Source organism: Flavobacteriales bacterium, from assembly GCA_016713875.1.
Taxonomy (GTDB): domain Bacteria; phylum Bacteroidota; class Bacteroidia; order Flavobacteriales_F; family PHOS-HE28; genus PHOS-HE28.
Genome location: JADJOI010000003.1, coordinates 46,974 through 69,646 on the forward strand (window position 1 = coordinate 46,974; position 22,673 = coordinate 69,646).

Annotated in this window: 15 protein-coding genes; 5 read left to right on the forward strand and 10 right to left on the reverse strand. The window is 64.9% G+C overall.

Translation table 11 applies throughout. From position 1 onward, the window contains the following. Nucleotides 1-29 precede the first annotated feature (29 nt). Together IPJ87_01675 and IPJ87_01680 are read left to right on the forward strand one after the other, a co-directional pair. The gene (locus tag IPJ87_01675) at nucleotides 30-854 is read left to right on the forward strand and encodes a hypothetical protein (GenBank protein ID MBK7940581.1); all 825 of its coding nucleotides are present in this window, start codon (nucleotides 30-32) and stop codon (nucleotides 852-854) included. Nucleotides 855-912: 58 nt separating this feature from the next. Next, nucleotides 913-3,207, forward strand: a complete 2,295-nt coding sequence (locus tag IPJ87_01680; protein MBK7940582.1) for a T9SS type A sorting domain-containing protein — start codon at nucleotides 913-915, stop codon at nucleotides 3,205-3,207. A 70-nt stretch (nucleotides 3,208-3,277) separates the two neighbouring features. On the opposite strand, the gene IPJ87_01685 is transcribed toward IPJ87_01680, so the two are convergent. Together IPJ87_01685 and IPJ87_01690 are read right to left on the reverse strand one after the other, a co-directional pair. Further along, a complete protein-coding gene (locus IPJ87_01685; GenBank protein ID MBK7940583.1) occupies nucleotides 3,278-4,672 on the reverse strand; it encodes a gliding motility-associated C-terminal domain-containing protein in 1,395 nt (464 codons plus the stop codon). A gap of 126 nt (nucleotides 4,673-4,798) precedes the next feature. Next, nucleotides 4,799-6,490: an NAD(P)/FAD-dependent oxidoreductase gene (locus IPJ87_01690; GenBank protein MBK7940584.1), complete on the reverse strand. Its 1,692-nt coding sequence runs from the start codon at nucleotides 6,488-6,490 to the stop codon at nucleotides 4,799-4,801. 180 nt (nucleotides 6,491-6,670) lie between these two features. On the opposite strand from IPJ87_01690, the gene IPJ87_01695 reads away from it, so the two are divergent. Further along, complete coding sequence (locus IPJ87_01695) at nucleotides 6,671-8,224, forward strand: IgGFc-binding protein (GenBank protein MBK7940585.1); 1,554 nt, start codon at nucleotides 6,671-6,673, stop codon at nucleotides 8,222-8,224. A 6-nt stretch (nucleotides 8,225-8,230) separates the two neighbouring features. On the opposite strand, the gene IPJ87_01700 is transcribed toward IPJ87_01695, so the two are convergent. The 5 genes from IPJ87_01700 to IPJ87_01720 form a co-directional block, all read right to left on the reverse strand. Next, a complete protein-coding gene (locus IPJ87_01700) occupies nucleotides 8,231-9,814 on the reverse strand; it encodes a DUF1501 domain-containing protein (protein ID MBK7940586.1) in 1,584 nt (527 codons plus the stop codon). A gap of 11 nt (nucleotides 9,815-9,825) precedes the next feature. After that, a complete protein-coding gene (locus IPJ87_01705) occupies nucleotides 9,826-11,487 on the reverse strand; it encodes a DUF1800 domain-containing protein (protein ID MBK7940587.1) in 1,662 nt (553 codons plus the stop codon). 144 nt (nucleotides 11,488-11,631) lie between these two features. Next, on the reverse strand, nucleotides 11,632-12,630 hold the full coding sequence (locus tag IPJ87_01710; GenBank protein MBK7940588.1) for an NAD-dependent epimerase/dehydratase family protein: 999 nt from the start codon (nucleotides 12,628-12,630) through the stop codon (nucleotides 11,632-11,634). A gap of 1 nt (nucleotide 12,631) precedes the next feature. Further along, the gene (locus IPJ87_01715) at nucleotides 12,632-13,375 is read right to left on the reverse strand and encodes a DUF1295 domain-containing protein (protein ID MBK7940589.1); all 744 of its coding nucleotides are present in this window, start codon (nucleotides 13,373-13,375) and stop codon (nucleotides 12,632-12,634) included. A gap of 48 nt (nucleotides 13,376-13,423) precedes the next feature. After that, nucleotides 13,424-15,298 carry a T9SS type A sorting domain-containing protein gene (locus IPJ87_01720; protein ID MBK7940590.1) on the reverse strand — a complete coding sequence of 625 codons (1,875 nt, stop codon included), beginning with the start codon at nucleotides 15,296-15,298 and terminating at the stop codon, nucleotides 13,424-13,426. 103 nt (nucleotides 15,299-15,401) lie between these two features. On the opposite strand from IPJ87_01720, the gene xth reads away from it, so the two are divergent. Beyond that, on the forward strand, nucleotides 15,402-16,163 hold the full coding sequence (gene xth, locus IPJ87_01725) for an exodeoxyribonuclease III (GenBank protein MBK7940591.1): 762 nt from the start codon (nucleotides 15,402-15,404) through the stop codon (nucleotides 16,161-16,163). A gap of 143 nt (nucleotides 16,164-16,306) precedes the next feature. Next, on the forward strand, nucleotides 16,307-16,714 hold the full coding sequence (locus tag IPJ87_01730; protein ID MBK7940592.1) for a DUF4260 domain-containing protein: 408 nt from the start codon (nucleotides 16,307-16,309) through the stop codon (nucleotides 16,712-16,714). Between the two features lie 72 nt (nucleotides 16,715-16,786). On the opposite strand, the gene IPJ87_01735 is transcribed toward IPJ87_01730, so the two are convergent. The 3 genes from IPJ87_01735 to IPJ87_01745 all read right to left on the reverse strand — a co-directional run bounded on the left by IPJ87_01735 (nucleotide 16,787) and on the right by IPJ87_01745 (nucleotide 22,521). Continuing rightward, complete coding sequence (locus tag IPJ87_01735; GenBank protein MBK7940593.1) at nucleotides 16,787-17,170, reverse strand: VOC family protein; 384 nt, start codon at nucleotides 17,168-17,170, stop codon at nucleotides 16,787-16,789. Nucleotides 17,171-17,340: 170 nt separating this feature from the next. Beyond that, nucleotides 17,341-18,819 (reverse strand): T9SS type A sorting domain-containing protein, encoded by a 1,479-nt coding sequence (locus tag IPJ87_01740; protein ID MBK7940594.1) that lies wholly within the window; start codon nucleotides 18,817-18,819, stop codon nucleotides 17,341-17,343. 2,130 nt (nucleotides 18,820-20,949) lie between these two features. Then, nucleotides 20,950-22,521 carry a hypothetical protein gene (locus IPJ87_01745; GenBank protein ID MBK7940595.1) on the reverse strand — a complete coding sequence of 524 codons (1,572 nt, stop codon included), beginning with the start codon at nucleotides 22,519-22,521 and terminating at the stop codon, nucleotides 20,950-20,952. Between the last annotated feature and the right edge of the window lie 152 nt (nucleotides 22,522-22,673).

Consider the following 22,673-nt stretch of genomic DNA (forward strand, 5'->3'; position numbering starts at 1 on the left):
GCATCAATGGAGCTCCGTATTTTCACCTCATGTCCCGCTCCATGCACACCCCCGACGCGCAGGGCTACATCCCCTTCATCCACAACTACTGCGACCGGCGCTGCGAGCGCTGCCGCTTCGTGCGGCAGTGCCGCGTGGGCGCGCTGGACGTGGATGATGTGGGCGAGGCCGAGGACGCCGTGGCCGATGAGAGCCCCGAGGACCTGCGCAAGCGGCTCATGAAGCTCATGGGCCTCAGCGAGGAGGACATGGCCGCCCTGGACGCCGCGAAGGAAGAGCGGGAGAACGAGCCGGCGGATCCGGTGGAGGACGCGTGCGAGCAGGCCGAGATGGCCGAATGGCGCCGCGAGCAGGAGGCCCTGGACCGCAAGGTGGACGCGCACCCGCTGAGCGGCATGGGATCCACCTACCTCGATCTCGTGCATGCGTGGAGCGAAGCGCGCGAGGAGGCGCTCAAGGCCCGCGGCGTACAGCTGCATCACCGCATGGGCGTGGACATCCCCGCGGAGCTGCGCACCCCGGAAGTGCTGGTGCTGAGCGAGGCCGTACAAGAGGTGCTGTGGTTCCACACCATGATCCATGTGAAGCTGCAGCGCGCCCTGTACGGCAAGTTGGACGACGACGACGATGATCCGGTGCAGAGCGACTGGAACGGCACGGCCAAGGTGTGCGCGGACGCGGTGGACCGGTCGATCGCCGCGTGGGACACCATCGTGGAGCTGCTCCCCGAAGAGGCCGATGATGCGCTGCCGATGCAGGAGCTGCTGCGCCGCATCCGCAAGGGACTGGACGCGGAGTTCCCGGACGCGATGAAGTTCATCCGCCCCGGCTTCGATGCGGCCATGGGCGGGTGAGGGCGCATGCGGAGGTGTGGCGCGGATCCGCTAGATTCAAGGCCTGATCCCTCCGCACATGCCCCGTACCCTTCCCCTGATCACCATCGCGTTGCTGTGCACCGGATCCACCTCAGCCCAGTTCGGACCCCGGATCGATCTGCATACGGGCATCACTTATATGGACCCCCTTGTCGCCGATCTGGATAATGACGGCGACCAGGACATTGTGCTCAAGGACTCTGACACGGGTATCCAGATGTTGGAGAACGTGGACGGCTTGGGGTCCTTTGGCCCGTTGCAGACCGTGGTCGCGCTCGACCAGATCGGCCACGTGGAGGTCTGTGATCTGGACGGGGACCAGGACGTGGACCTGCTTGCGCACAGGAGCTATGCCGATGAGCTTCTCTGGTTCGAGAACGATGGAACGGGTTCATTCACGCCAGGTACGCTGCTGACGACCGTCCCTGGCCAAATGATCATCTGCGCGGATATTGTCGGAAGCCCGCTTCCGGAGGTGGTGTTCCGCAAAGACTCTTCAGTATACTGGCTCGAGAACAGTGGAGGCACGTTCCTCGACATGGATTCCCTGTGGTTCGGTGCTCCGGTGTCGCTTTTTGATGCAGGCGACGTGGACATGGACGGGGATGTGGATCTCGTGGGTGTTCATCAGGAACAGATCATGTTCGGGCTGAACCCTGGCAATGGATCATCCTGGTCCACTGCGGTCATGCCGGGTTATTCATCGACCTGGTACACGCGTAGCAAGCGCCTCATTGATTGCGACGGGGACGGTGATCTGGACCTCGTGGATGCAGGGTTCAATGTCCGGTGGGTGGAGAACCTGGTCGCCGATAGCGGGGTATGGGGAGGGAACATCGTTCATGTGGTCGATCCCAACGCACCGAACGAGGGAGCCGGCTGGGCTGCACCCATGGGTTGTGGTCCCGGCGCCGGTTTCTTATGGTGCCACTGGGTATATGCGGGGCCGGTCTATTGGTCGCACTATGATCATGCGTTGGGCGGTTTTTCCGCCCCGGCGGTCAGCGGGCTGCGCGGAGCTGGTGATGGGCGGTTGGTGATCGGAGACCTGAATGGCGACGCGCGCCAGGACGTGATCATCGCGCACAACGACACGGTCTCCTGGTACGCCAATGACCTGCCGGGCGCCGGTGGTTCGGTCGCGACGGTTCCCCCGCTGGACACGCTCTGTGCATGGGGCCTGAATGCCTATCACCTGCCGGAAGGCCTCCCTGCCGATGGCCGCTGGACCGGGACCTGTGTCGATTGGGGGCATCTGTTCCATCCCACGGGTTGTGGCCTGGGTGCCGGAACGTATCCGATGACCTACGGGGCCATCGACGCACAAGGCTGCATCGCCAGCGCGTTCGCCACCGTGGAGGTGATCAACGAACCCACCGTGGAGGTCACGGCCTCGGATCCCCAGTGTCCCGACGCGGTGCTCCAGCTCATCGGCGCACCGACAGGTGGACTGTGGAGCGCACCGGCGGATGCCCAAGGCCGGGTGTACACGGATTGTGCGTCGCGACCGATCAACACCGATGTGGTGTACACATTCACGGATGTCACCGGTCATCCATGCCCGTCGGACGCCACCACGGCGGTGAACGTGCTGCCCTGTACCCCGGTGTTCTTCGGGGAGGTCGACCCGCTGTGCGAGGATACCGCACCACTGTCCGTTCCGCTCGCCGTGCCCGCTGGCGGGGTGTCCTACTTCCTCGAAGGCGTTGACTCCAGCACGTACGACGGAGGGATCTTCGTCACGGGCTGGTTCTCCCCGGATCAAGGTCCGGGCCTCTGGCCGGTGGTGGCCGCCGCCGTCGCTCCGGGCGAGTGCCCCTTCCCCGATACCCTGCTGGTCGAGGTGCTGTCCGCTCCGCTCGTGAGCTTCGCTCTCGGGCTGGACACATTGACCGACTGCACCGCGGTGTTGCCGCTAACGGAAGGTCTGCCCTCCGGAGGGCAGTACACGATCGACGGCTCGGCAACATCCTACACGGCGTTCGAGGCGGCGGTCTGGGGCATCGGTACACATACGGTGACCTACACGGTCGTTGATCCGAACGGATGTCCCGGCGCGGTCACCGACACGCTGGTCGTGGATTGCAGTACCTGGGTCGGGGGCCTCATGGATCCGGCATCGAGGCTCTGGCCGAATCCGGCGGACGATCGGTTGTTCATCGCCTACACCGGAACTCCTGCATCGCTGGAGCTCTTCGACATGATGGGAAGATCCGTTGCACGTTGGTCCGCAACGAGCTCTCCGATGACGGTGGACGTGTCGCACCTGCCCTCAGGGAGCTATACGCTGCGCATGGGAAGTGCGGCCATCCATCCGGTCATGATCCGGTGAACGACCCGGCAACGCAGCCGATGAGGTTCATCCGCCCCGGCTTCGACGCGGCCATGGGCGGGTGAGGATGCTATCGCACCACTGTCACATGGCCGTGTGCGATACGCACCGCCGGAGATCCTGCTTCGGCCGCCTCCACGCGGTAGGCGTAGCAGCCCACCGCCACGTCCGTCGGGTCCCAGGCCTCGGCGGGGTCGGTGCTGGTGAAGAGGGTGCGGCCCCATCGGTCCACGACGATCACCTGCCATCGCGTGATGCGCTCGGCCTGCCACACGGGCCGCCAGGTGTCGTTGAGGCCATCGCCGTTCGGGGTCACGGCATTCGGCACATGCAGGGGCCACTCGCACGCGTCCACCAGCTGCACGGCGGCCATGGACGGACAGATCCCGGGGCCTTCCACCACCACGCTCAAGGGGCCCGAGGTGGACGCGATGCACTGCGGGCCGGCGGTGCCGTCGCTCCAGTGCGCCGTGGCGCCGGGCGGTAGCGGGCCGATGTCGAACAGCACCGTCGGATCGGCGCAGAGGTCCACCACGGTGTCGCGGGGCAGCGTGATCGGGAGGTGATCACCGATGGTGACCATGATGCTGTCCGACAGGGAGCAATCGGGATGGGCGAGCGTCACCACGTAGGTGCCGGAGCTGTCCACGAGCAGCGCAGGACCGCTGTGGCCGGTGTTCCATGAGTAGCTGGCGCCGGGGTCCGGATCGACCACCTCCACCAGCACGGGTCCGCAGGCCGAGGTGTCAGGCCCGAGGTGTGGCGCTTCCACGGCCCGCACGCTTACGTCCTCCACGAAGTAGTAGCTCCAGTCGGTGAGGGGGAAGTTGGTGGGCACCTGCAGAAAGGCTGTGCCCGCACCGTGGAAGTGGCCGATGGTGATCGTGGTGTAGGCGCTGTCCGCGGTGAGGCAGCCGGCGATGCGGGTCCATCCGCTCTTGTCGTCGAGCCAGCCCGCAGCACCCCAGGCCACCTGTGGGCTGCGGTCGATGGCGTGGTAGTCCGTGCGGGTGGGCGGCGCCATGCTGAAGAGCGCACCGAGGTCGTTCACGGCGTACTTCGACACGTCGGCGAGGCTGACATGGAACGACACGTTGTAAGTGGTGCCCGGCGTGAGCGGAGGAGAGAGCGCGTGCGTGATGTACTCCCTGTAATCGTTCGGTTGCGGTGGGTTCGCGTCCATGCCACCGAACGCATAGAGCCCGGTGTAGCCATTTCCGGAGCGTGCGGGTTCATCGCCCATCTGGTTGTCGGGCACGCTCATGCTGAAGGGCACGCCCAGGCACGCGTTGAAGTAGTCGCTCGTGCCATCGGTGGGGCGGCTCCAGCCCACGCAGCGGTCGATCTGGCTCACATAGTCCGGGCACAGGGTGTACTGCTCCATGTCGCCGTTGGCCACGTGGTCCTGCGCGCACAGGGGCGCGGTGGAGATGAGGTGAAGGGCGACGAGGGCCTGGCGCGGCATCACCTGTGGGACGCGGCGCGAGGATGGGACGCTGCGCGGCGAACGACCGGCGGTTGGGCAGGGGATGATCGGTGTGACCGTCCGTTGCGCGAGGCCGTGGACCGTTCATCACACCGAGTATGGTAGCTATGCTGCGGACCGTTTCCGTTCCGCCGGGGTGGGGCTGCGCTCCCAGGTGGGGGCGTAGAGCTTGAACCGCCCGGAGGCTTCCGCGTCGGCCGGGCTGAGGTGGCCGTCCATGTAAGCGGCCAGCGTGGGCGCGGCGGGATGGCGGCGGTCCTTCAGGATGAGCATGGCGGCATTGGCACCGGCGCGCACGGCGATGGGCACGCCGCCCCCGAGCTCGGCCCAATGGCCGCCCAGGTACAACCCCTTCACCGGAGTGCGGTAGTGCGTGATGCCCGCTTGGAAGTTGGCCTTGCCGGGCCGAGCGCCCATCATGCTGCCGTTGCGGTTGCCGGTGTACCGCCAATGGGTGATGGGCGTGGCCACGTCGCAGTACACGATGTGCTCGGAAAGGTCGGGTGCCAGCCGCTCCTCCACGCGGCGGATCAGGGTCGCGGCATACTCCTGCTTCAACCGTTCGTACTCCTCGCCCCGTTCGGCGCCATCGGCCCCGGTGCGCCAGCGCTCGTGATCCGCGAACTCCGCCGGGATGTAGATGGTGAGGGTGCCCATGCCGTGCGGCGCCAGGCTCGGGTCGCGCAGGGAAGGGGCCAGCAGGCTGATGCCGACCTCGTCCGGTCCGCCGGCGCACTGTCGTTCACGCGGCACGTCGTCCTTGCTGAGGTAGATCATCTCCTCGCCGAAGCCGAAGCTCTCGGTGGGCCGGTCGAGGGCGAGCGCCACCGTGACCGAGCTGGGGTAGAGCTCCGCCTCGCGCAGCTTGCGTTTGAGCTTTTCCGGTACGGCGCCCGGTGGGAGCATGCGTTCATACAAGGCTTCCACATCGCAGGCGCCCACCACCTGGTCCGCCCCGACCTCGTGCGTGATGCCCCGCTCGGTGAACCGCACCCCGCAGGCGCGACCATTCTCCAGCAGGACCTGGTCCACCCGGCATTTGTAGTGGACCTCGTTGCCGAGGCTGGTGATCACGTGCACCAGCCATTCAGGCAGGACCTGGCTGCCGCCCACCGGAGGCAGTTGATAGTCGCCGACATAGGCCCAGCCGATGGGCACCAGACAGCTCAGCAGGTCCATCTCCGAGGCGAAGACGCGTTGCAGACGTTCGTCCTTGAAGTACTTCGACAAGCCGCGGCGCACGCCCTCCTTGCCGGTATGGCGGAGGTGGGGCAGGAAGGGGCGGGCGAACTTCAGTTTGGTCAGGAGGTGGAGCACCCTGCCCACAGGTCCCTTGGACTCCTCCGTGCGGATGAAGGTGCCCAGGCCGTCGAAGGCCCGACCGATGCGCAGGGCATCGCGGAAGAAGCGCTCGATGCCGGCCCTTTCGTGTGGGAAGTCGCGGATCCACTGCTCCTTGAGGTCATCGGGCCGGTCGGTGAGCAGGTAGTCGAAGCTGTCGCCCATGTACCGCTTGATGCGCTTCTGCGGGGCCGCCGTGGGGTGGTCGGCACCGATCAGGTCGAACACGCGCGTCACCAGGCCGTTCGGGCCGAGCTGGTTGAGCCAGTGGATGGCGCTGTCGAAGCGGTGGTCCTTGCGGCGGAAGCCCGCGAGGTAGCCGCCGGGGCGTGCATCCATCTCCAGCACACACACGCTGAGCCCGGCGCGCGAGAGCAATGCGGCGCTCGTGAGCCCGCCGAGGCCGGCACCGATCACCACGACATCATACCGGGAACGAAAGGAGGAGGCGCGCATCACAAGGTCCACCGCACGGGTCGGGGTGGTGAAGCACCACGCCCTCTCACCCCGCGAAGTAAGGCACAGAACAAGGTTCCCCGTGGTTCTGTTCGACCGGGGGCACCGGATCGCATCGCTCGTCGGGCCGCATTCACCATCTGAGGCAGCGCAACACCGGGGATCGTCGTCCTTTGGGACATGGATCGCACTTCTGCCCTGTGGTCCACCCTGCTCCTCGGGACGATCGTCCTGCGGCCCACCGCTTGCGCCCAGCCCTCCAGCTCCGGCACCGAGTTGTGGGTGACCTTCATGGAGAACCTGGACCTGCAGTTCAACACGCCGCCGTACTTCGAGCTGGTGATCTCGAGCGATGTCAGCACCCAGGGCGAGGTGCAGGTGCCGTACACCGGCTTCGCGATCCCGTTCTCCGTGCAGGCCCAGGACGATACGGTGATCACCCTGCCCACGAACATCTACTACCCGGAGGGCGATGAGGCGGTGTTCAACTTCGGACTGCGCGTGGTGGCCGATGATCCGGTGAGCGTGTATGCCTACCACCACCGGCTCTACTTCAGTGAAGCGTGCATGGCCCTGCCGACGACGCGTCTGGGCACGGACCATCTGGTGCTCGCGCATGAGGATGCGGTGTCCACGCAACCGTCCGCCTTCGCGGTGCTGGCCACGGTGGACAGCACCGTGGTGGAGGTGGTGCCGTCGGTGCTCACGGTGGGCTTCCGGCCGCCGGGCACGCCGTACACCGTGCAGCTGGATGCCGGGCAGGTCTTCCAGCAGCAGGCCTTCGGCGACCTCAGCGGGTCACGCGTGCGCAGCCTGGACCCGGCCAAACCCATCGCGGTGTACGGCGGGGCGAAGCAGGCTCGGGTGAACTGTGCGTTGGCCGCGGACGACCACCTCTTCCAACAGGTGGAACCGCTGAGCGGCTGGGGCCGCATCTTCCGCATCGTGCCCTTCCTGGGGCGCGGGGGCGACGAACTGCGCGTGCTCGCCTCGGTGGACGGCACCACGGTGGAGCTTACCGGACAGGCACCGGTGGTGCTGGACAGCGGGGAGGTGGCCTCGTTCTTCGCTGCGGTCCCGCTCACGGTGCAGAGCTCGGCGCCGGTGGCGGTGGGCCAGTTCAACGACAGCCAGGGCTGCAACCCCGCGATGGGCGATCCCTGCTACCTGTGGGTGCATCCCTTCGACCGCACCGACCAGCGTGTGATCTGGACGGCCCTCACCGGCGCGGGCACGCCGTACCACTTCGTGAACATCGTGGCCCAGGGCGAGGCCGGACCGCCGGTGGTGTTGCTGGACGCGGTGGACATCAGTGCGCAGCTGCAGCCCATGGCCGGTGTGAGCGGCGTGTTCTGGGGGCAGTTCCCGGTGAGCGCGGGCATGCACCGGGTGGAGAGCGCGCAGGGCTTTCAGGCCTGGGCGTACGGCATGGGCGACTACAACTCGTACGCCTTCCCCCTGGGCTACGGCACCGCGGACCTCACCACCTCGATCGCCGGGGTGGACGCGACAGGGCATGCGCCGCAAGCGTGGATGCTGTCCCCGGGTGACGAGCTGGACCGCACGCGCGTAGACCTTCCGCCACAGGCGGTGCTGGAGCTGCGCGATGCGTCAGGACGGCTCGTGCGGCGCTTCGGCGCGGGCGAACCGTTGATCGCGCCCGCCGCTGCGGGCAGCTACGTACTTCACACGCGGGACGCGTCCCACACACCCGTTCGGTTGTTCGTGCACTAAGCGCGTTCAGCGCACCTTCAGCAGGTCCTTCACCTGCTGCCGGCGGCCGTTCTGTAAGCGGCAGTGGTACACGCCGGCCGGCAGGTCCTCCAGGTCCACGTCCACTGTGTGCGTGCCCGCGGCCATGTCCTGGTTGCGCACCAGGCGCACCACGCGGCCCTGATCATCGAACACATGGATGGCGACGCGACCGCCCTCGCTGGTGAAGCGCAGGCTGGTGCGATCGGTGAACGGATTAGGCCAAGCCTCCAGCAGGCTGGTGCCGCTGCCCTGGTTGGCCTCGTGGATGCCGATGCCGAGGCAGCCGTCGGGGTCCACCACGGCCAGGGGCTGGTAGGTGTTCAGCAGCACGGTATCCACGTCGGCCTGGGCCATGCAGAACCAGTCGCGCAGCACGCTGGCGTACACGCTGCGGAAGTCGTACTGCATGGGCAGGTTGGTGGTGAAGTTGGTGTTGGGGCTGATGGTGGGGTTGTTGCCCAGCAGCCCGGGCATCACCTGGGTGCCGAAAAGGAACATCGGGGCCGCCGCGCCATGGTCGGTGCCCCCCGAGGCGTTGCTCATCACCCGGCGCCCGAACTCGCTGAAGGTCATGCCCAGGACACGGTCCTGCAGGCCCAGCAGCTGCAGGTCGTCCTGGAAGGCGCGGATGGCGTCGCTGACGCCCTGGAGCAGGTCGGGGTGCACGCCGGCGGTGGTGTCGTTGGTGAGCGTCTGCTGTGCATGCGTGTCGAAGCCCTGGTCGCTCACCCAGTAGATCTTGGTCTTGAGGCCGCCGCAAATGAGCTGCGCCACCACCTTGAGGGCCTGGGCCAGTTGCGCGCCGGGCTGGTTGCCGGTGGGGTACATCGTGCTCTGGTTGCAGCCCACCTGCGCGGCGGCGTTGATCACATCGCCATACAGGTCCGTCTGGCGCTGCACGGTGCGCACGAAGTCCAGCTTGCCGCCCTTGCAATCGGCCGTCACCGGGTCGGTGTAGATGTTGTTGGTGAGGTTGAGCGGGTCGTCGGTGTTGTAGATCGCCGCGCCCATGCTGACGCCGAGGTGCTGCAGGCCCGGGCCGATGGGACCGCCCACGCGGATGGCGAGCGGGTCGGGCATGTCGGTGTTGGGGAAGCCCACCGGGTAGTTCGGGTACTCGAAGTGCAGGAAGCGCCCGGCCCAGCCGCTGTCAAGGAGCTGGTTGGCGTCGGAGCCCGTTTCCCAGATGTCGGTGCTGCGGAAGTGGCTGAAGTTGGGGTCCGGATACCCCACGCTCTGGATGATGGCCAGCTTGCCGTCGTCCCACAGGTCCATCAGGCCTGTCATGCGCGGGTGCAGTCCGGTGGCGCCGTTGGTACCGCTGAGGGGCAGCACGCTGGTCTCGGGCACCAGCACGTTGCTGCGGAACTGGCTCAGCAGCTGGTACTGGTCGATGGGGATCACGGTGCTGAGGCCGTCGTTGCCGCCATAGAGCTGCACCACCACCAGCACGCGGTCCTCGCCCACGCCGTTGAGCAGGGGCGCCAGCATGGGGTTGGAGAAGCCGCGCACCGTGAAGCCGCCCACGGTGGCCATGGACATCGAGCGGAGGAAGTTCCTGCGTTGCATGGTCGGTGGGTTCAGTGGATGTGGGTCTCGGCGGCGCCCAGCATGTCGATGGTGAGCCAGAGCAGGATCGTGGGCACCAGCTGGGCGGTCATGTCCTGCGTGTTCGGATCGGCCACGTACGTGGAATAAGCGAACGTCCAGTAGTAGTCCTGTGACTGACCGAGCAGCAGGATGCTCGTCTTCAACTGGTTCCGCACTCCCTGGCTGATGGGAGCGGCGTAGTACAGTTCCACCATGTCCACCAGCAACTGGTTGGGGTCGCTGGGGTTGCTGAGCTGCTCGCAGAAGGCCACCAGGTCGATCTTCAACTCGAGGTTCTGGCTTTGCGCTTGGTAAAGGTTGGCGGGGGTGGAGAAGCCGGTGTACAGGATGCCCTGCAGGCTGAAGTTCCGCGCTGGGAACGTGGCGGTGTCCACCCAGATGTCATCGTACTGCGGGAACTGATAGTAGGCGGGCCAGCCGGCCACGTTGGGCGGGTTGCCGATCTCCTGGCCGCAGTACGCGACCAGGTAGTATACGTCCATCCACACGCGGTACTGCGCCTCGAACTGCGTGGCGTCGGGCATGGGCATGCTGAACTGGCGGAGCGTTCCCACTACGAGGTCCGCCGGGCTCTTGATCATGCAGCCGCGCAGGTCGGCGGTGTAGAAGTGGTCGCTGGTGAGCAGGGCCTGCATCACGATGCGGATCTGGTCGGGGGCGCCGGCGTTGTTGCGGAAGAGCTCGGCCAGTGGCTGGATCACATCGGTCTCCGCGGCGGCGCTGATCTCGCCGTGCACGAACCAGCGGTAGATCTCGCGACAGATGAAGAGGCTCACCTCCTCCTTGGCGAAGATCATGTTCAGCAGGGCGTTGAGCTCGCTGGCGCCGCCGTTGATGCCGGTCTGCCCCTGGATCACCGTGTTGTTGAAGAACGGGCTGAACTGTTTGTCGGTGATGGCGTGCAGGAACGGCAGGCAGATGGTCTGCGGCACGATGGGCTGCCCGCCACTGCTGGTCTGCACCGTCCATCCGGTGAGCACCTGCGCGGCCGCCTGCACGTCGCTCTCGGTGTATCCGCTGCCCTGGCCCAGGGTGAAGAGCTCCATGAGCTCACGCGCGTAGTTCTCGTCCGGTGCGGTGGCGATGTTCAGGTAGCCGTTGAGGTAAATGAGCATCGCGGGCTCCAGCGTCACATCGTACATCAGCTGACGGAAGTTGCCCAGGCAGGCATCGCGGATCAGCTGGTTCAGGCTGTAGAGCGCTTCGGGCATGAACACCGCTCCTGCCTGGGTGGGCATATGATTGTTCCAGAACAAGGACATCTTCTCGCGCAAGGTCCGTTCCTGGCCTACGAAGAGCCCCATCTGCCACGCAGCGAGGCTCTGGATGCGGTACCCGCGCGGATCGATCGGCGCCTGCGGGTCACTGGGTGTGTTCACCCAGGTGCTACCGAAGGGCACATCCGGGTCCACCAGCGAGGGGTCCGGTTGGTTATTGCCATCAGGCGCCGTGTACGCTTTGATCGGCGGAGGCACGTTGGTGCTGAAGGTGAGCAGGGCGTCCACCACCTGGTTGAGCGACATCCCCTGGAAGTGGACCATGTCCGCCGGTGAAACACCGAAAAGCGTGCGGCGGAGCAGATGCAGCAGTTCCGGTTTGTCGAAGGGGCCGGTATAGGGTTGGATGGCCATGGGCTGCGGTTCAGGTGCGGAGGTTCGACGGTGGTACCTGGCGAAGGTTCAACCAAGGTAGAACAGCCACCATGCCGGGTCCAGACCCGGAAGGCGCTTTTTCATCAACACCCGGTGAACTGGGAAAGGACCGGCCACACGGCCTTAACGCTGCCTCACGCCGATCAGCATGTCGGCCTCGCGCATCCAGGCCAGGGTCCCGGTCAGCGAGTCGTCGAAGGGGCGCGGGCTGAAGCCGAGCTCCGCCTGGGCCTTGGTGCTGCGGATGTCGGGGTGGCCCTCTAGCAGGGCGGTGAGGGCCTCGTGCGTCATCAGGGGTGTGCGGCCGGTGAGGCGGGCCTGAAGGCGGAACACGGGCACCAGGCTCCGCAACAGGCCCAACGGCGCCACACGTTGCACGGTGCGGCGCCCGGCCGCACGGCCCACGGCAGCGGAGAGTTCACGCACCGTGCGGTAGCTACCGCTCAGCAGGTATTTGGAACCGGCGGCACCGTGCGTAAGGGCTTCCGCGATGGCGCGAGCCACATCACGCACATCCACGAAGTCGTAACCGCCTGGCGGTAGCAGGGGCACTTTGCCGTTGTGCACGTCGGCGATGGCGCGTCCCAGCAGCGAAGGCCCGTGGTCCATCGGACCGAACACCGAGGTGGGTGCCAGGATGACGGCGTTCAGCCCGTTCGCCGCCACAGCATCTCGTACAACTTCGTCAGCCGCGGCCTTGCTGCGGTCATAGGCCGGAGCAGTGGGGCGTGTGGGTCCGCGCGATTCGTCGAGCGGTTCGTTGAGCGGGTGGCTATCGTAGCTGTGGATGCTGCTCACATGCACCAGACGCTTCACGCCATGGCGGAGGCAGGCCTGCACGATGTGGCGCGTGCCCTCTACGTTCACGCGGGGAACCAGCGGGTCGTGGTTGCTGTCGATGCTGATGCGGGCGGCAAGGTGCATCACGGCGTCGCTGCCCGCCACGAAGCGGTCCACCGCGTCGGCATCCAGCAGGTCGCCCGTCACACGTTCCGCGTCGAGGTGGGCGATGCCGTCCGAGCGATGGTGCACGAGCAGGCGCAGGGTGTGGCCCCGCTCCAACAACAGCGGAGCGAGCACGGTGCCGATGTGGCCGTTGGCGCCGGTGACCGCGATGCGCATGTTACCAGAGGTAGGGGACCACGGCTTTGCGGTCGCGCGGGTAGTCGGCGAAGCGCTCGCGGTACCAGGCGTGGTGGTTGTGGGCGCGCGGGGCCAGGGTGGCGAAGGTCCACACCGCGAAGCTCAGGGCGGGCAGCGACCAAGCGGCCAGGGCGAAGCCGGTCCACTCGACGATCTCGCCGAAGTGGTTGGGGCAGCTGATGCGGTCGAAGAGGCCGCCGCGCGGGACCTGATAGCCGGTGCCAGCGGCGCGCAGGGCGATGAGGCGGGCGTCGGCCCAGCGGTTGATGCCCATGCCCGCGAAGAAGAGCAGCACCCCGGCCCCGGCCATCGCATCGGGGAAGGGGCGGTCCGGCGGGGCGATGTGGCCGAGCCACCAGCCGTTGAGGCCGCCGTTGATCGCGTTGAACAGCACGGCGCTCAGCACGATCACCACGGGCATGCGCTTGCCGCTCGTGCGCAGGCGGAAGGGGAAGACCAGCGTGCGGTTGATGTAGTGGAGGGTCCACAGGCCGACGAGCAGCCAGGTGAGCGGGCCGTGCTCGCGCGGCCCCAGCACCACCATCAGCGGGAACACGAGCAGGGCGGGCAGCTCCATCCAGAACCAGCCCCAGTGGTTGGGCAGGGTGGGGCCCCAGCCCTGGGTGACGTGGCGGCCATAGGGCGCGCGCACCTTCAGGAGCACCGGCAGGGTCACCACAGCCACCCCGATCCACGCGACGACCGCCCAGGTGAACGCATCCATGGGGCGATGTTACGCAACGCGGTGTTCACCGTGTGCGCTCCGCACCGATCACGGTCGCTTCACGAACCGCGCGTGGGCCGTGCGCCCCGCACCGGTCACCTGCACCGAGTAGAGCCCGCTGGACAATTGGCTCACGTCCAGCTGCACAGCCGTGGTCGTCGCCCGATCCACCTGGTCCACCGCTCGCCCCGCTTGATCGATCACCCGCACTTGCACCCGCTCACCCATCCCTTCGGGCAGCAGCAGGTGCAGCTCATCGGTCGCCGGGTTGGGCCGCACCCGCAGGGCATCGGGGCGAGCTTCACCACCCGCCACGCCGGAGGTCTGATCCACCACGAAGACCGCGTCGTTGGTGCGGATGGGGGGATTGAAGTCGAAATAGATGTCTACGCGGTTGGCCACCACCGTGCCCAGGGGCAGGTTGTTGTTCGGGGTGAACCGGAAGGTGACCGAGCCGTTGCTGAGCAGCACGTCGGTGCCGCTGTCCGGCAGCATGATGTGGTCGAAGCGCAGGTCCAGCACACCGTGGATCAGGTGCACGGTGCACGGGTGCGTGCTGCCGATGAAGGTGAGCGTCGTCGGGTCCAGCTCGGCGGGCAGCGTGTCCACGAGCCGCACGTGTTCCGCGAGGAAAGTGCCGGTGTTCTGGAAGCGGATCGTGTAGGTCACCGGCGTGCCGTCCGCCACCTCCTGCGGGGTGAGCGTCTCCGGCGTCACCCGCTTGTCGTTGGGGTCGTAGGAGCCCACCACGAGCGGCGTGATGGTCCAGGTGTCGTTCGTGGGGTCATCATCGGGCGTGGTGAGCTGCGCCGTGCAGACGAGCTGCGTCCCCAGTGGGACGTTGGAGGGCGTCAGGACCGTGGCGTTCAGCATCACCACCTCGCCCAGCTCCAGCGTATCCAGGTCCCAGCTCAGGGTATTGCCGTTCAGCACGGCGGCCGGGTTGCTGGACACGAACTGCTGCAGGGGATCGAAGGACAGGTCCACCGTTCCATCGGTACGCACGTTGCCGGTGTTGGTGACGAACACGGTGATCGTCGTCTGAAAGCCCGGTCGTGGCTGTGGGGTCATAGTGCCCCATCCCCCAAGGTCGTGCAGGGGCGCGGTGGCCGTCATCGCCAACTGATGGCCGGGCGACGCAACGCCGTTGGTGACGGTGACCAGGTAGGGTGTACCGCCTTGCACGTCCGCCGCTCCGGGGGAGACGATCAGTTCGTAGGTGCCTGCGGACAGGGGGAGCCGGAAGCTGCTGTCGGGCCCCGTGGTGGTCATCGAACTGCCCGGTACCGCACGCACGGTGCGGTTGAGGATGGGATGGTCGCCGGGCCCGTAGCTGCCGTTCAGGTCCACGTCCAGGAAGACGAAGCCGCTGACCGGGTCGAAGCCGCCGGTGTCGCAGGCGCACGTGGTCGACCATACCTCGCCCACGGTCCAGGGGTCGCCATCGTCGCAGGGGAAGCCGGTGTTCTGGTAACCGAAGGGCACACCGTCGCACGCGATCGCCGGGACGGTGCAGATGCAGTTCGGGGACCACACTTCCGTGGTGGTCAGCGGATCGCCGTCATCGCAGGCCGTGCCGGGCAGCGCGGTGCCGGATTCAACGGCATTGCAATCGATGATCGACCACCCCCTGCAGACGCAGTCCACGTCCACCACATCGTTGACGGTCAATGGACTACCGTCGTCGCAGACCATACCGGGGAACAGCGGCCCACCGGGTGTGCCGGAGCAATCAAAGGGCAGGCCCACGCACACGCAGTTGGCGTCCCACGTATCGTTACCGGTGAACGCGTTGTTGTCATTGCAGCTGGTCCCCGGCAGGGCGGAACCGCCGAGCACGCCGAGGCAATCCACCTGTGAACGGACGGGCGCAGCGCAAAGGAGCGCACCCACAAGACAGGGCAGAAGGACCGGTGGGCGCACGGGAAAGTCGGTTGGTGAAGTGAAGCTAGGGGTTCCGTGCGGAACGCACCGTTCGCCATCGACCAAGGCGATGGGAGCGGGATTGACGCGCACCTTTGCGCCCATGAAGCTCATCTCCTTCAATGTGAACGGCATCCGGGCCAGCGTGGGCAAGGGCCTGCACCACACGCTACGGGCGCTCGATGCCGACATCGTCTGCTTCCAGGAGACCAAGGCCACGCCCGAACAGGTGGCGCAGGCCCTTGCCGGCGTGGACGGCTACCACGTGAACGCCTACGGCGCGCTGAAGCCGGGCTACAGCGGCACGGCCATCGTCAGTCGGGAGAAGCCGTCCATGGTGGCCTTCGGCATCGGCATGAAGGGCCACGACGACGAGGGCCGCGTGGTCACATGCGCGTTCAAGGACGTGGTGGTGGTGAACGTGTACACACCCAACAGCGGCGAGGGCATGAAGCGGCTGGGCTACCGCGGCGAGTGGGATGCGGCGTTCAGGACCTATGTGAACAAGCTCGCCCAAGGCAAGCGGCCCGTCATCGTCACCGGCGACCTCAACGTGGCCCACCAGCCCATCGACCTCGCCCGGCCCAAGGACAACTACAACAAGACCAGCGGCTACACGCAGCAGGAGATCGACGGCCTGAGCGCGCTGCTCGCCTCCGGCTGGGTGGACAGCTTCCGCCACCGGCACCCCGACGTGGTGAAGTACAGCTGGTGGAGCCAGCGCTTCGGCGCGCGCACCAAGAACGTGGGCTGGCGCATCGACTACGTGCTCGTCACCAAGGGCTTCGAGACAAAGGTGAAGGACGCCTTCATCCTCAACGAGGTGATGGGCAGCGACCATTGCCCGGTGGGGATCACGTGGTAGGTCATGGTGGACGAGTATGCGAGTGTGAGAGTATCGAGTGAGCGAGTAGCGAGTGGAGTCCTACTCGCCACTCTCACACTCGCTACTCACCCCAACGGCTTCCATCCGATCACAACACCTCCATCAACGGTCACTTGATGATCATGAAGAACCTGCTCCGTCTCGAAGAGCTCACCCAGTTCCTGCTGTGCGCGGGTACGCTGATGGCCGCTGATGTGGCGTGGTGGGTGTACCCGCTGCTACTGCTAGGGCCTGACATCGGCATGCTGGGCTACCTGGTGAGCCCGCGGGTGGGCGCCATCACCTACAACCTGCTCCACCACAAGGCGGTCGCCGCGCTGGTGCTGGCGTTCGCCAACCCGGGCCTGATGGAGGTGGTCACGTTGTGGCAGGTGGACATGGGCGTGCTGCGCGCCACCCCGCCGCTGATCGCCGGCCTCGTCCTGTATGGCCACGCGAGCATGGACCGCATCTTCGGCTACGGCCTCAAGTTCGGCGATAGCTTCCAGCACACGCACCTGGGGTGGATCGGCCGCAAGAACGGCGAGTGAGCGAGTGGCGAGTAGCGAGTGGTGATCTCATCCACTCGCTGCTCGCCACTGGCTACTCGATACTCGCCACTCCTACCCCTGCGAGTGCATCGCCACGGCGTTCCCTTCGGTGTCCAGGAAGAAGGCCATGTGGCCGATGTCGTCGCTGATGTGGGTCTTGGGCATGAGCACCTTGCCGCCGTTGGCCTCCACGCGGCCCAAGGGCCCGGACAGGTCGGGGTTGGCGTTCAAGTAGATGATGGCGCCTTCGGCGCTGGGCTTGTGGTTGTCGCTCTTGGCCAGGGCGCCGCCGGCCTTGCCGTTCATACTGTCCGCCGGAAAGGCGCGCATCTGCAGCCCGGGGAACTCCATCGGTTCCATGTGGATGCCGAAGACGGCCTCGTAGAAGCGCTGCGCGCGATCGATGTCGGCCACGGCGATCTCGAACCAGTTCAGGGCGTTGCTTTGGTCGTTCATGGTGGATGGGTTTTTCGTCAGGTGAATGCGCTCAAGCTAGCGGCCGATCGCATCCGCCAGCGCCTGGGGTGACGGACGGTGCGCGGATCCTTGGACCGGCGGCGGATCGGTTGATGGTGGATGAGCGCAAGCCCTGAGCGCTTCGCCGGTTACCCGATGTACACGCTCGGCTAGCGCGAGACCACCAGTCGCGCTGGGGCGAACGGGGCAGCGGTGCCTTCCACGGAGATCAGGTAGACCCCCTCCGGAAGGTGCGTCAGTTCAATGCTGTGCGCGGACTGACCGTAGGGTAGGCGTTCCGTATGGACCAAGCGCCCAAGCGGATCGCGAAGGACGAGGGTCAATTCACGTGTTGCCGCTGAGCTGAACTGCACCGTGGTGGATGTTCCGGCTGGGTTCGGATGCAGGGTCAGCTCACCGGGCCATGGCGCTTGCGGTTCCTGCACCCCCACATCCAACCCGTACAAGCGGCTCACGAAGCGCTGGGTGCTGTCGTTGACCGTGCCGTCGTCGTAGCCATGGTAGCTGCCGTGGATGTACCACGAACCGTCATGGGCGAGCGCCATTCCCCTCGAGGAGTGCACATTGGTGTTGTTGAGCTGGTCGAAGTAGTTTCCACACCCGCCACCAGCGAAGGCATCATCGCTTAGCTCGCCGTCCGGGGTTAACATGGCAATGCCACTGCGTGGCTCACCGTCCACCTGGTAGAAGCCACCGTGAAGAACGATGCGACCGTCGACAAGCAGGGTGTGCCGTAGCGTGGAGTAGTTGCCAAGACCCTCGACCGGGGCGCTGAGGTCATTATTGAAGGTAGGGTCCAGTGAACCATCCGGCATTAAGCGGATCATCCTTAAGGTATCCGAGATGCCATCGCGGATCATATAGCCGCTCGCCAGGATCCGCCCATCCCCTAACACGGATATCGCATTCGCCTCCCCCCAATCAAAGTCAGTTTGAAAGGTGGTGTCCAATGCACCGTCCGGGTGTACCCGGAAGATCCGACCTACTGGTTGTCCTTCGTAGGTGGTGAAGATACCGCTGAGGAGGAATTTGCCGTCGGGCTGCTGGTGGATCGAGGAGATGGCGTTATCGCTGGTTCGGTGCGTCTGCGTGGTGTCCAGATATCCGGTATTGGTGAACCACACTAGGCAATAGAAGCCCTCGAAGCCGCGGATACTGTCGCTCAGGACATGGAGCCAGGACATCAGCACACGACCATCGGGGTACACGTGGTAGTCGCCGCCTTGGCCGGAGGAGAAGTACGGTCCAGTATTCATACCAATGAACGATGGATCGACGTATCCATTGGGCAAGATCCGGCGCACGGTACTATTGGCTCCCACATAGGCCAGACCGTTCCAGAATCTAAGCTTACCCCCGCCTAGGCTGCTTGCATAGTAGGTGGGGTCAAGCTCACCGTTCGGTTCGATACGCACGAGAAGGTGCTCATTCAACGCCCCGGGGAAGAGCATGCGGCCGGAGAGGATCAACTTGCCGTCGGCTTGCGGTAGGATGGAGTTCACGTATCGCTCCGATATCGGAGTCCTGAATGCGGTGTCCAGATCAAAAGGTTGTTGCGCATGTGCCGCATGAATGGTCCCAAGTGCCATGAGCATGAAGCACAGCCACCAGTGGCGCATGTGCTTCATGGTTGCACGATGAGCGTTTCCGTGATCGGACCCTCAACGGAACCGAGCAATACTAGGGCGTAGCTACCGGCAGGCACTTGCCGAGTGTCCCAGATGATCTGGCCCGTTCCTCCCTTCACCGCTGCGCGATGAAGCTCCCGGCCCATCAGATCGCGCACCAGCAGGGTGGCGTTCACGACCTCCTGGCCTAGGTAATAATCCACAGCGACCCACGCACTCGCCGGGTTCGGATGGATCCTCAACCAAGCGCTTTGCTCGTTTGGCGCCCGTGGTTGTGTGTTCTGGATCGTGGGCGCCCGGTTGGGATCACCACCGGTGAGCGGAGCTCGACACAGCCCGTAGTGGAAGCAGAGGATGTTCTGTGCCCAGTGCGCCGGTCGGTCGTAGGTCCCATCTGCGAAGGCGATCAAGTCGGACACCTCCGCACTGTCCAGCTCCGCATCGGTGCGGTCGTCGTTGCGCACGGCTTCCAGGATGTTCAGCAGGTCGTGGAAGCGGTCGCGTTCGGCCTCCGCCGCAGGCTTCAGCGTGAACTGGGTCTCCAGACTGTCCAGCACCGCTCGTGCGGCAGCGAACTGTCCCTGCTCCATGTGCAAGGTGGCCTCGTCCAGGCGCGCACTCCACGTAGGTAACTGTTGAATGTGCAGGAGGATGCTGTCCATCTGCATGCGCAGGGTATCCGCGCGCAGGTCGGCGATCAGCTCCACGGCGGCGGCGCTCATGGCCCGGTGGTGGTCGGCCATTTCTCCCTCCATCACCGCGCGCAGGGTGCTTTCCTCCTGCCAACTGGCCATGATCTGCTCCACCATGTACAGGGGCATGGGGTGATCGGCCTCATACAGCAGCCAATCCGTGAAGCCCTCCTGGGCGGTGGCCTCCGGATTGGCCAGGCACACTTCCAGGGCCATGGCCTGTGGTAGTTTGTTCTCCTGGATCATTTCCTGCAAGCTCTCCACGGTCAAGAAGGGGCTCAGGCCGAGCAGGTAGTCGCGCAAGTCCCAGGCGTCCCCGCTCCATGCGCTGCTGATCTCGGCCACCACGGCATCAGTGCTGCCGCCGTCCAACAGGGCGTTGTACGCATAGCGCAGGTTCCCGTAGGCCAACTTGCCGTCCTCCAACGAGTCGTCCAAGAGGGCCTTCTGCACGCCGGTGAGGCGACCGACCGGATAGCTACGGGCCGGGCAGCCCGGTGGGTCGTTCGAGGCAAATGCCGTTTCCACCCAGGTCGGCGTATTGTCCAGCGGTTCCACATCCCCCAGGCCACCGTAGTGGTACATGAGCACCCCGTTCTCGCTCGTGCGTTTGAAGTCGCTCTCGTCCAGGGTGCCGGTCTCCTGATCGAACTGGTTGCGGGCCGGTGTGCTCCCCGTGCCCTGGTTCAGGCGCATGGTATGTAGTAACTGAAAATCATCGTCTGTCAGGACTTTCCGGTCCCAATGGTTCACCCCGTTGCTGACGTTGGTGTTGCACTCGTGCTGCAGGCCGATGAAGCCCAGACCGCCGTTCTGCACGTCGCTGCAAATGCCTTCTCCCACGAAGCCCACCTCCAGGCCACTGGCCGTGTTGCGGCGCACCACATCGTTGAAATCGCGGTTGTAGCCTACGACGATCCCTTCAGCCCCGGCCTGCGGGTTGCTGGCCATGCTCAATGCGTTGTCCTCGATGATGAAGCCGTGGCTCTCATGTGAGAAAACTCCCCTGTGGTAGTCCTCCAGCGCCTCATCCACGGGGCCTACGAGCGTTACAGCGCGCTCACCCAGGACGAACGTGTTGCGTGTGACGCTGAACCCATGGACCGAGTTGGTGTAGACCCCGATGACGTTGTTCTCGAACGCGGCCCGGTCCACCGAGAAGCTCTGACCGCTGCCGTTGGTGGCGTGGATGGCATGGTCGAGGTTGCGGAACACGCTGGGCAGCACATCGGCGGGCGGGCAGGGGCTGCCGAGTTGCTGGAGGCTGCTGCACCCTGGCAGCACACGGAAGCTGCTCTCGTGGCTGGTGATGCCGTGGCCCAGGTCCGCGCTTTCCGTCAAGGTGCTCTGGAGATTCTCCCACGTACACTCCACGAAGTTGACCCCCTCCATGCCCCATAGGCTCACATGGGTGTCGAAGTCCGTGCCGCCGCGGTAGTCATTGTCCACCACAAAGTGGACCCGGTTGAAGCGGGTGCGGTTGGGTAGCCGGATGCTCGGGTCGTGGGCGGCGAAGCCTTCGTACTTCATGCCCTCCACGGCCCTTCGGCAGTTGCGGAAGGTGGCGTCCTGAGCGATGAGCACCCCGCCCGTGCTGCTGTAGTTGCCTGGCTCCCAGAGCCGCACACCTTCGCGGGCATGCTCGATCACAGCGCCGTTGCGCAGTTCCACCAGGCCCTGATGATCGGGTTGCGTGGCCGGGTACTGGTGTTGGCCGGTGGTGCCGTGGACCTCGATGCCCTGCCAGAAAGTCCTGTGGTAGGCCTCGTTCGTGAGCAACGCTCCGTCTATTGATGAGCCGAGCACCGGGCTCAACGATGAGCTTGGCGCCCGGAACGAATTGAACCTCACAGGTGAGGGTCAGTGTCGCTCCTGGTCGGACCACTAGGTCCTGATACATTTTCATGGGGAAGTCCCAGGTCTCGTCGGTGCTTACGTTAAATGGTGCAGGTCCGTAACCGGTCATGTGGTCCGGAGCACCGGACTGTTGAGACCAGAAGTTGCCCATCGAGATGGACCTATTCATGATCCCCATCTGCAAGGCCGTGGTGTTGTTCGCATCAGCACCTGCAAGAATGTTGTTGCACGTGTTGATCGGGATCAGGCAGACACCACCAACGCATGGTGGAGTTGTGCACACGACCGTGGTGTCAAAGAGGTCCCAAAGGAAATCGATGTTGCTGGTATTGCAGGTCTGTTCAGAAACATCATACGTGTGTTTCAGGTCGAAGGTATGTCCGATCTCATGGGTCCAATGTGTCGATAACCACCAATCGTGAATGGCGGAACCGCTCATATCAGGTGTGGTCTTGTAAAACGTCTCGATCGATCCGTGTTGAGCATAACCACCATAGTCAACCGTTATACCCGGCCTCAAGTGGGTCAAGTGAATGTTCAAGGCGCGCGTTCGGTCCGGATAGTTGACCGAAACGTATTGGTCAAGAAGATCATTGTGGCTCAAGGATCCATTCGTCCAGTACAAGGAGGTATCCGGTGTGGGATCATCGATGAAGTAGACACTGTCCAGTTCGATCCGGACCCTTGAGCTGTCAATGAACGGTACCGGATACCCCAGGACATGGTCCAAAGCCACGTTGCGTCGGTAGTTCCTGTCCACGAAATAGAAGACGCTGTCCATTCGGAGCAGATTGGCCGGCGTGTCAGCATAACTACCCGTACCATCGGCGAAGCGCCAGAAGATCAGGTTGACATGCAGCGTGCGAATCGGCGTTGTCGCGGGATCGGTAACCCAGGTTTCCTTGCGGCGGTATTTATTCTCGAAGGCGAATGACTGCTCGCCACAGGAAGCTGCTCGGTTACCAGGAACACTATCGTGATGTGTTCCACAACCGGTTCCCGGTTGCGCTGCTGCGCCTTCGGTGAACATCGGCGCGATCAACAGGAATCGGACGGCCCATTTGGCAAGAGCGTGATACATGGTTGTGATGTGGGCGTTGAGGGATGGACTGCCCTGTATGAACGCCATGCGGAACTGAACCGGCTTGGACATGGTGAGTTGTATTCGTGAGCGCCTCACTCGGTACGAGGGTTAAATCTAGCGAATGCCCGACGTGGTTGAAGCGCTTCATTTTCGCGGGGCTGGTGCGCGTGATGGTGCTTGGTCCTGTGATGGGGCGAGCTGGTCGTGTTGGTGTCTCCGAT

Excerpts from the sequence above, each read along its gene's own strand:
- xth (MBK7940591.1), top strand. The coding sequence starts at position 15,402 with ATGAAGCTCATCTCCTTCAATGTGAACGGCATCCGGGCCAGCGTGGGC.
- IPJ87_01710 (MBK7940588.1), bottom strand. The coding sequence starts at position 12,630 with ATGCGCATCGCGGTCACCGGCGCCAACGGCCACATCGGCACCGTGCTC.
- IPJ87_01685 (MBK7940583.1), bottom strand. The coding sequence starts at position 4,672 with ATGCCGCGCCAGGCCCTCGTCGCCCTTCACCTCATCTCCACCGCGCCC.
- IPJ87_01735 (MBK7940593.1), bottom strand. The coding sequence starts at position 17,170 with ATGAACGACCAAAGCAACGCCCTGAACTGGTTCGAGATCGCCGTGGCC.
- IPJ87_01705 (MBK7940587.1), bottom strand. The coding sequence starts at position 11,487 with ATGGCCATCCAACCCTATACCGGCCCCTTCGACAAACCGGAACTGCTG.
- IPJ87_01740 (MBK7940594.1), bottom strand. The coding sequence starts at position 18,819 with ATGAAGCACATGCGCCACTGGTGGCTGTGCTTCATGCTCATGGCACTT.
- IPJ87_01715 (MBK7940589.1), bottom strand. The coding sequence starts at position 13,375 with ATGGATGCGTTCACCTGGGCGGTCGTCGCGTGGATCGGGGTGGCTGTG.
- IPJ87_01690 (MBK7940584.1), bottom strand. The coding sequence starts at position 6,490 with ATGCGCGCCTCCTCCTTTCGTTCCCGGTATGATGTCGTGGTGATCGGT.
- IPJ87_01730 (MBK7940592.1), top strand. The coding sequence starts at position 16,307 with ATGAAGAACCTGCTCCGTCTCGAAGAGCTCACCCAGTTCCTGCTGTGC.
- IPJ87_01675 (MBK7940581.1), top strand. The coding sequence starts at position 30 with ATGTCCCGCTCCATGCACACCCCCGACGCGCAGGGCTACATCCCCTTC.
- IPJ87_01695 (MBK7940585.1), top strand. The coding sequence starts at position 6,671 with ATGGATCGCACTTCTGCCCTGTGGTCCACCCTGCTCCTCGGGACGATC.
- IPJ87_01745 (MBK7940595.1), bottom strand. The coding sequence starts at position 22,521 with ATGTCCAAGCCGGTTCAGTTCCGCATGGCGTTCATACAGGGCAGTCCA.
- IPJ87_01680 (MBK7940582.1), top strand. The coding sequence starts at position 913 with ATGCCCCGTACCCTTCCCCTGATCACCATCGCGTTGCTGTGCACCGGA.
- IPJ87_01700 (MBK7940586.1), bottom strand. The coding sequence starts at position 9,814 with ATGCAACGCAGGAACTTCCTCCGCTCGATGTCCATGGCCACCGTGGGC.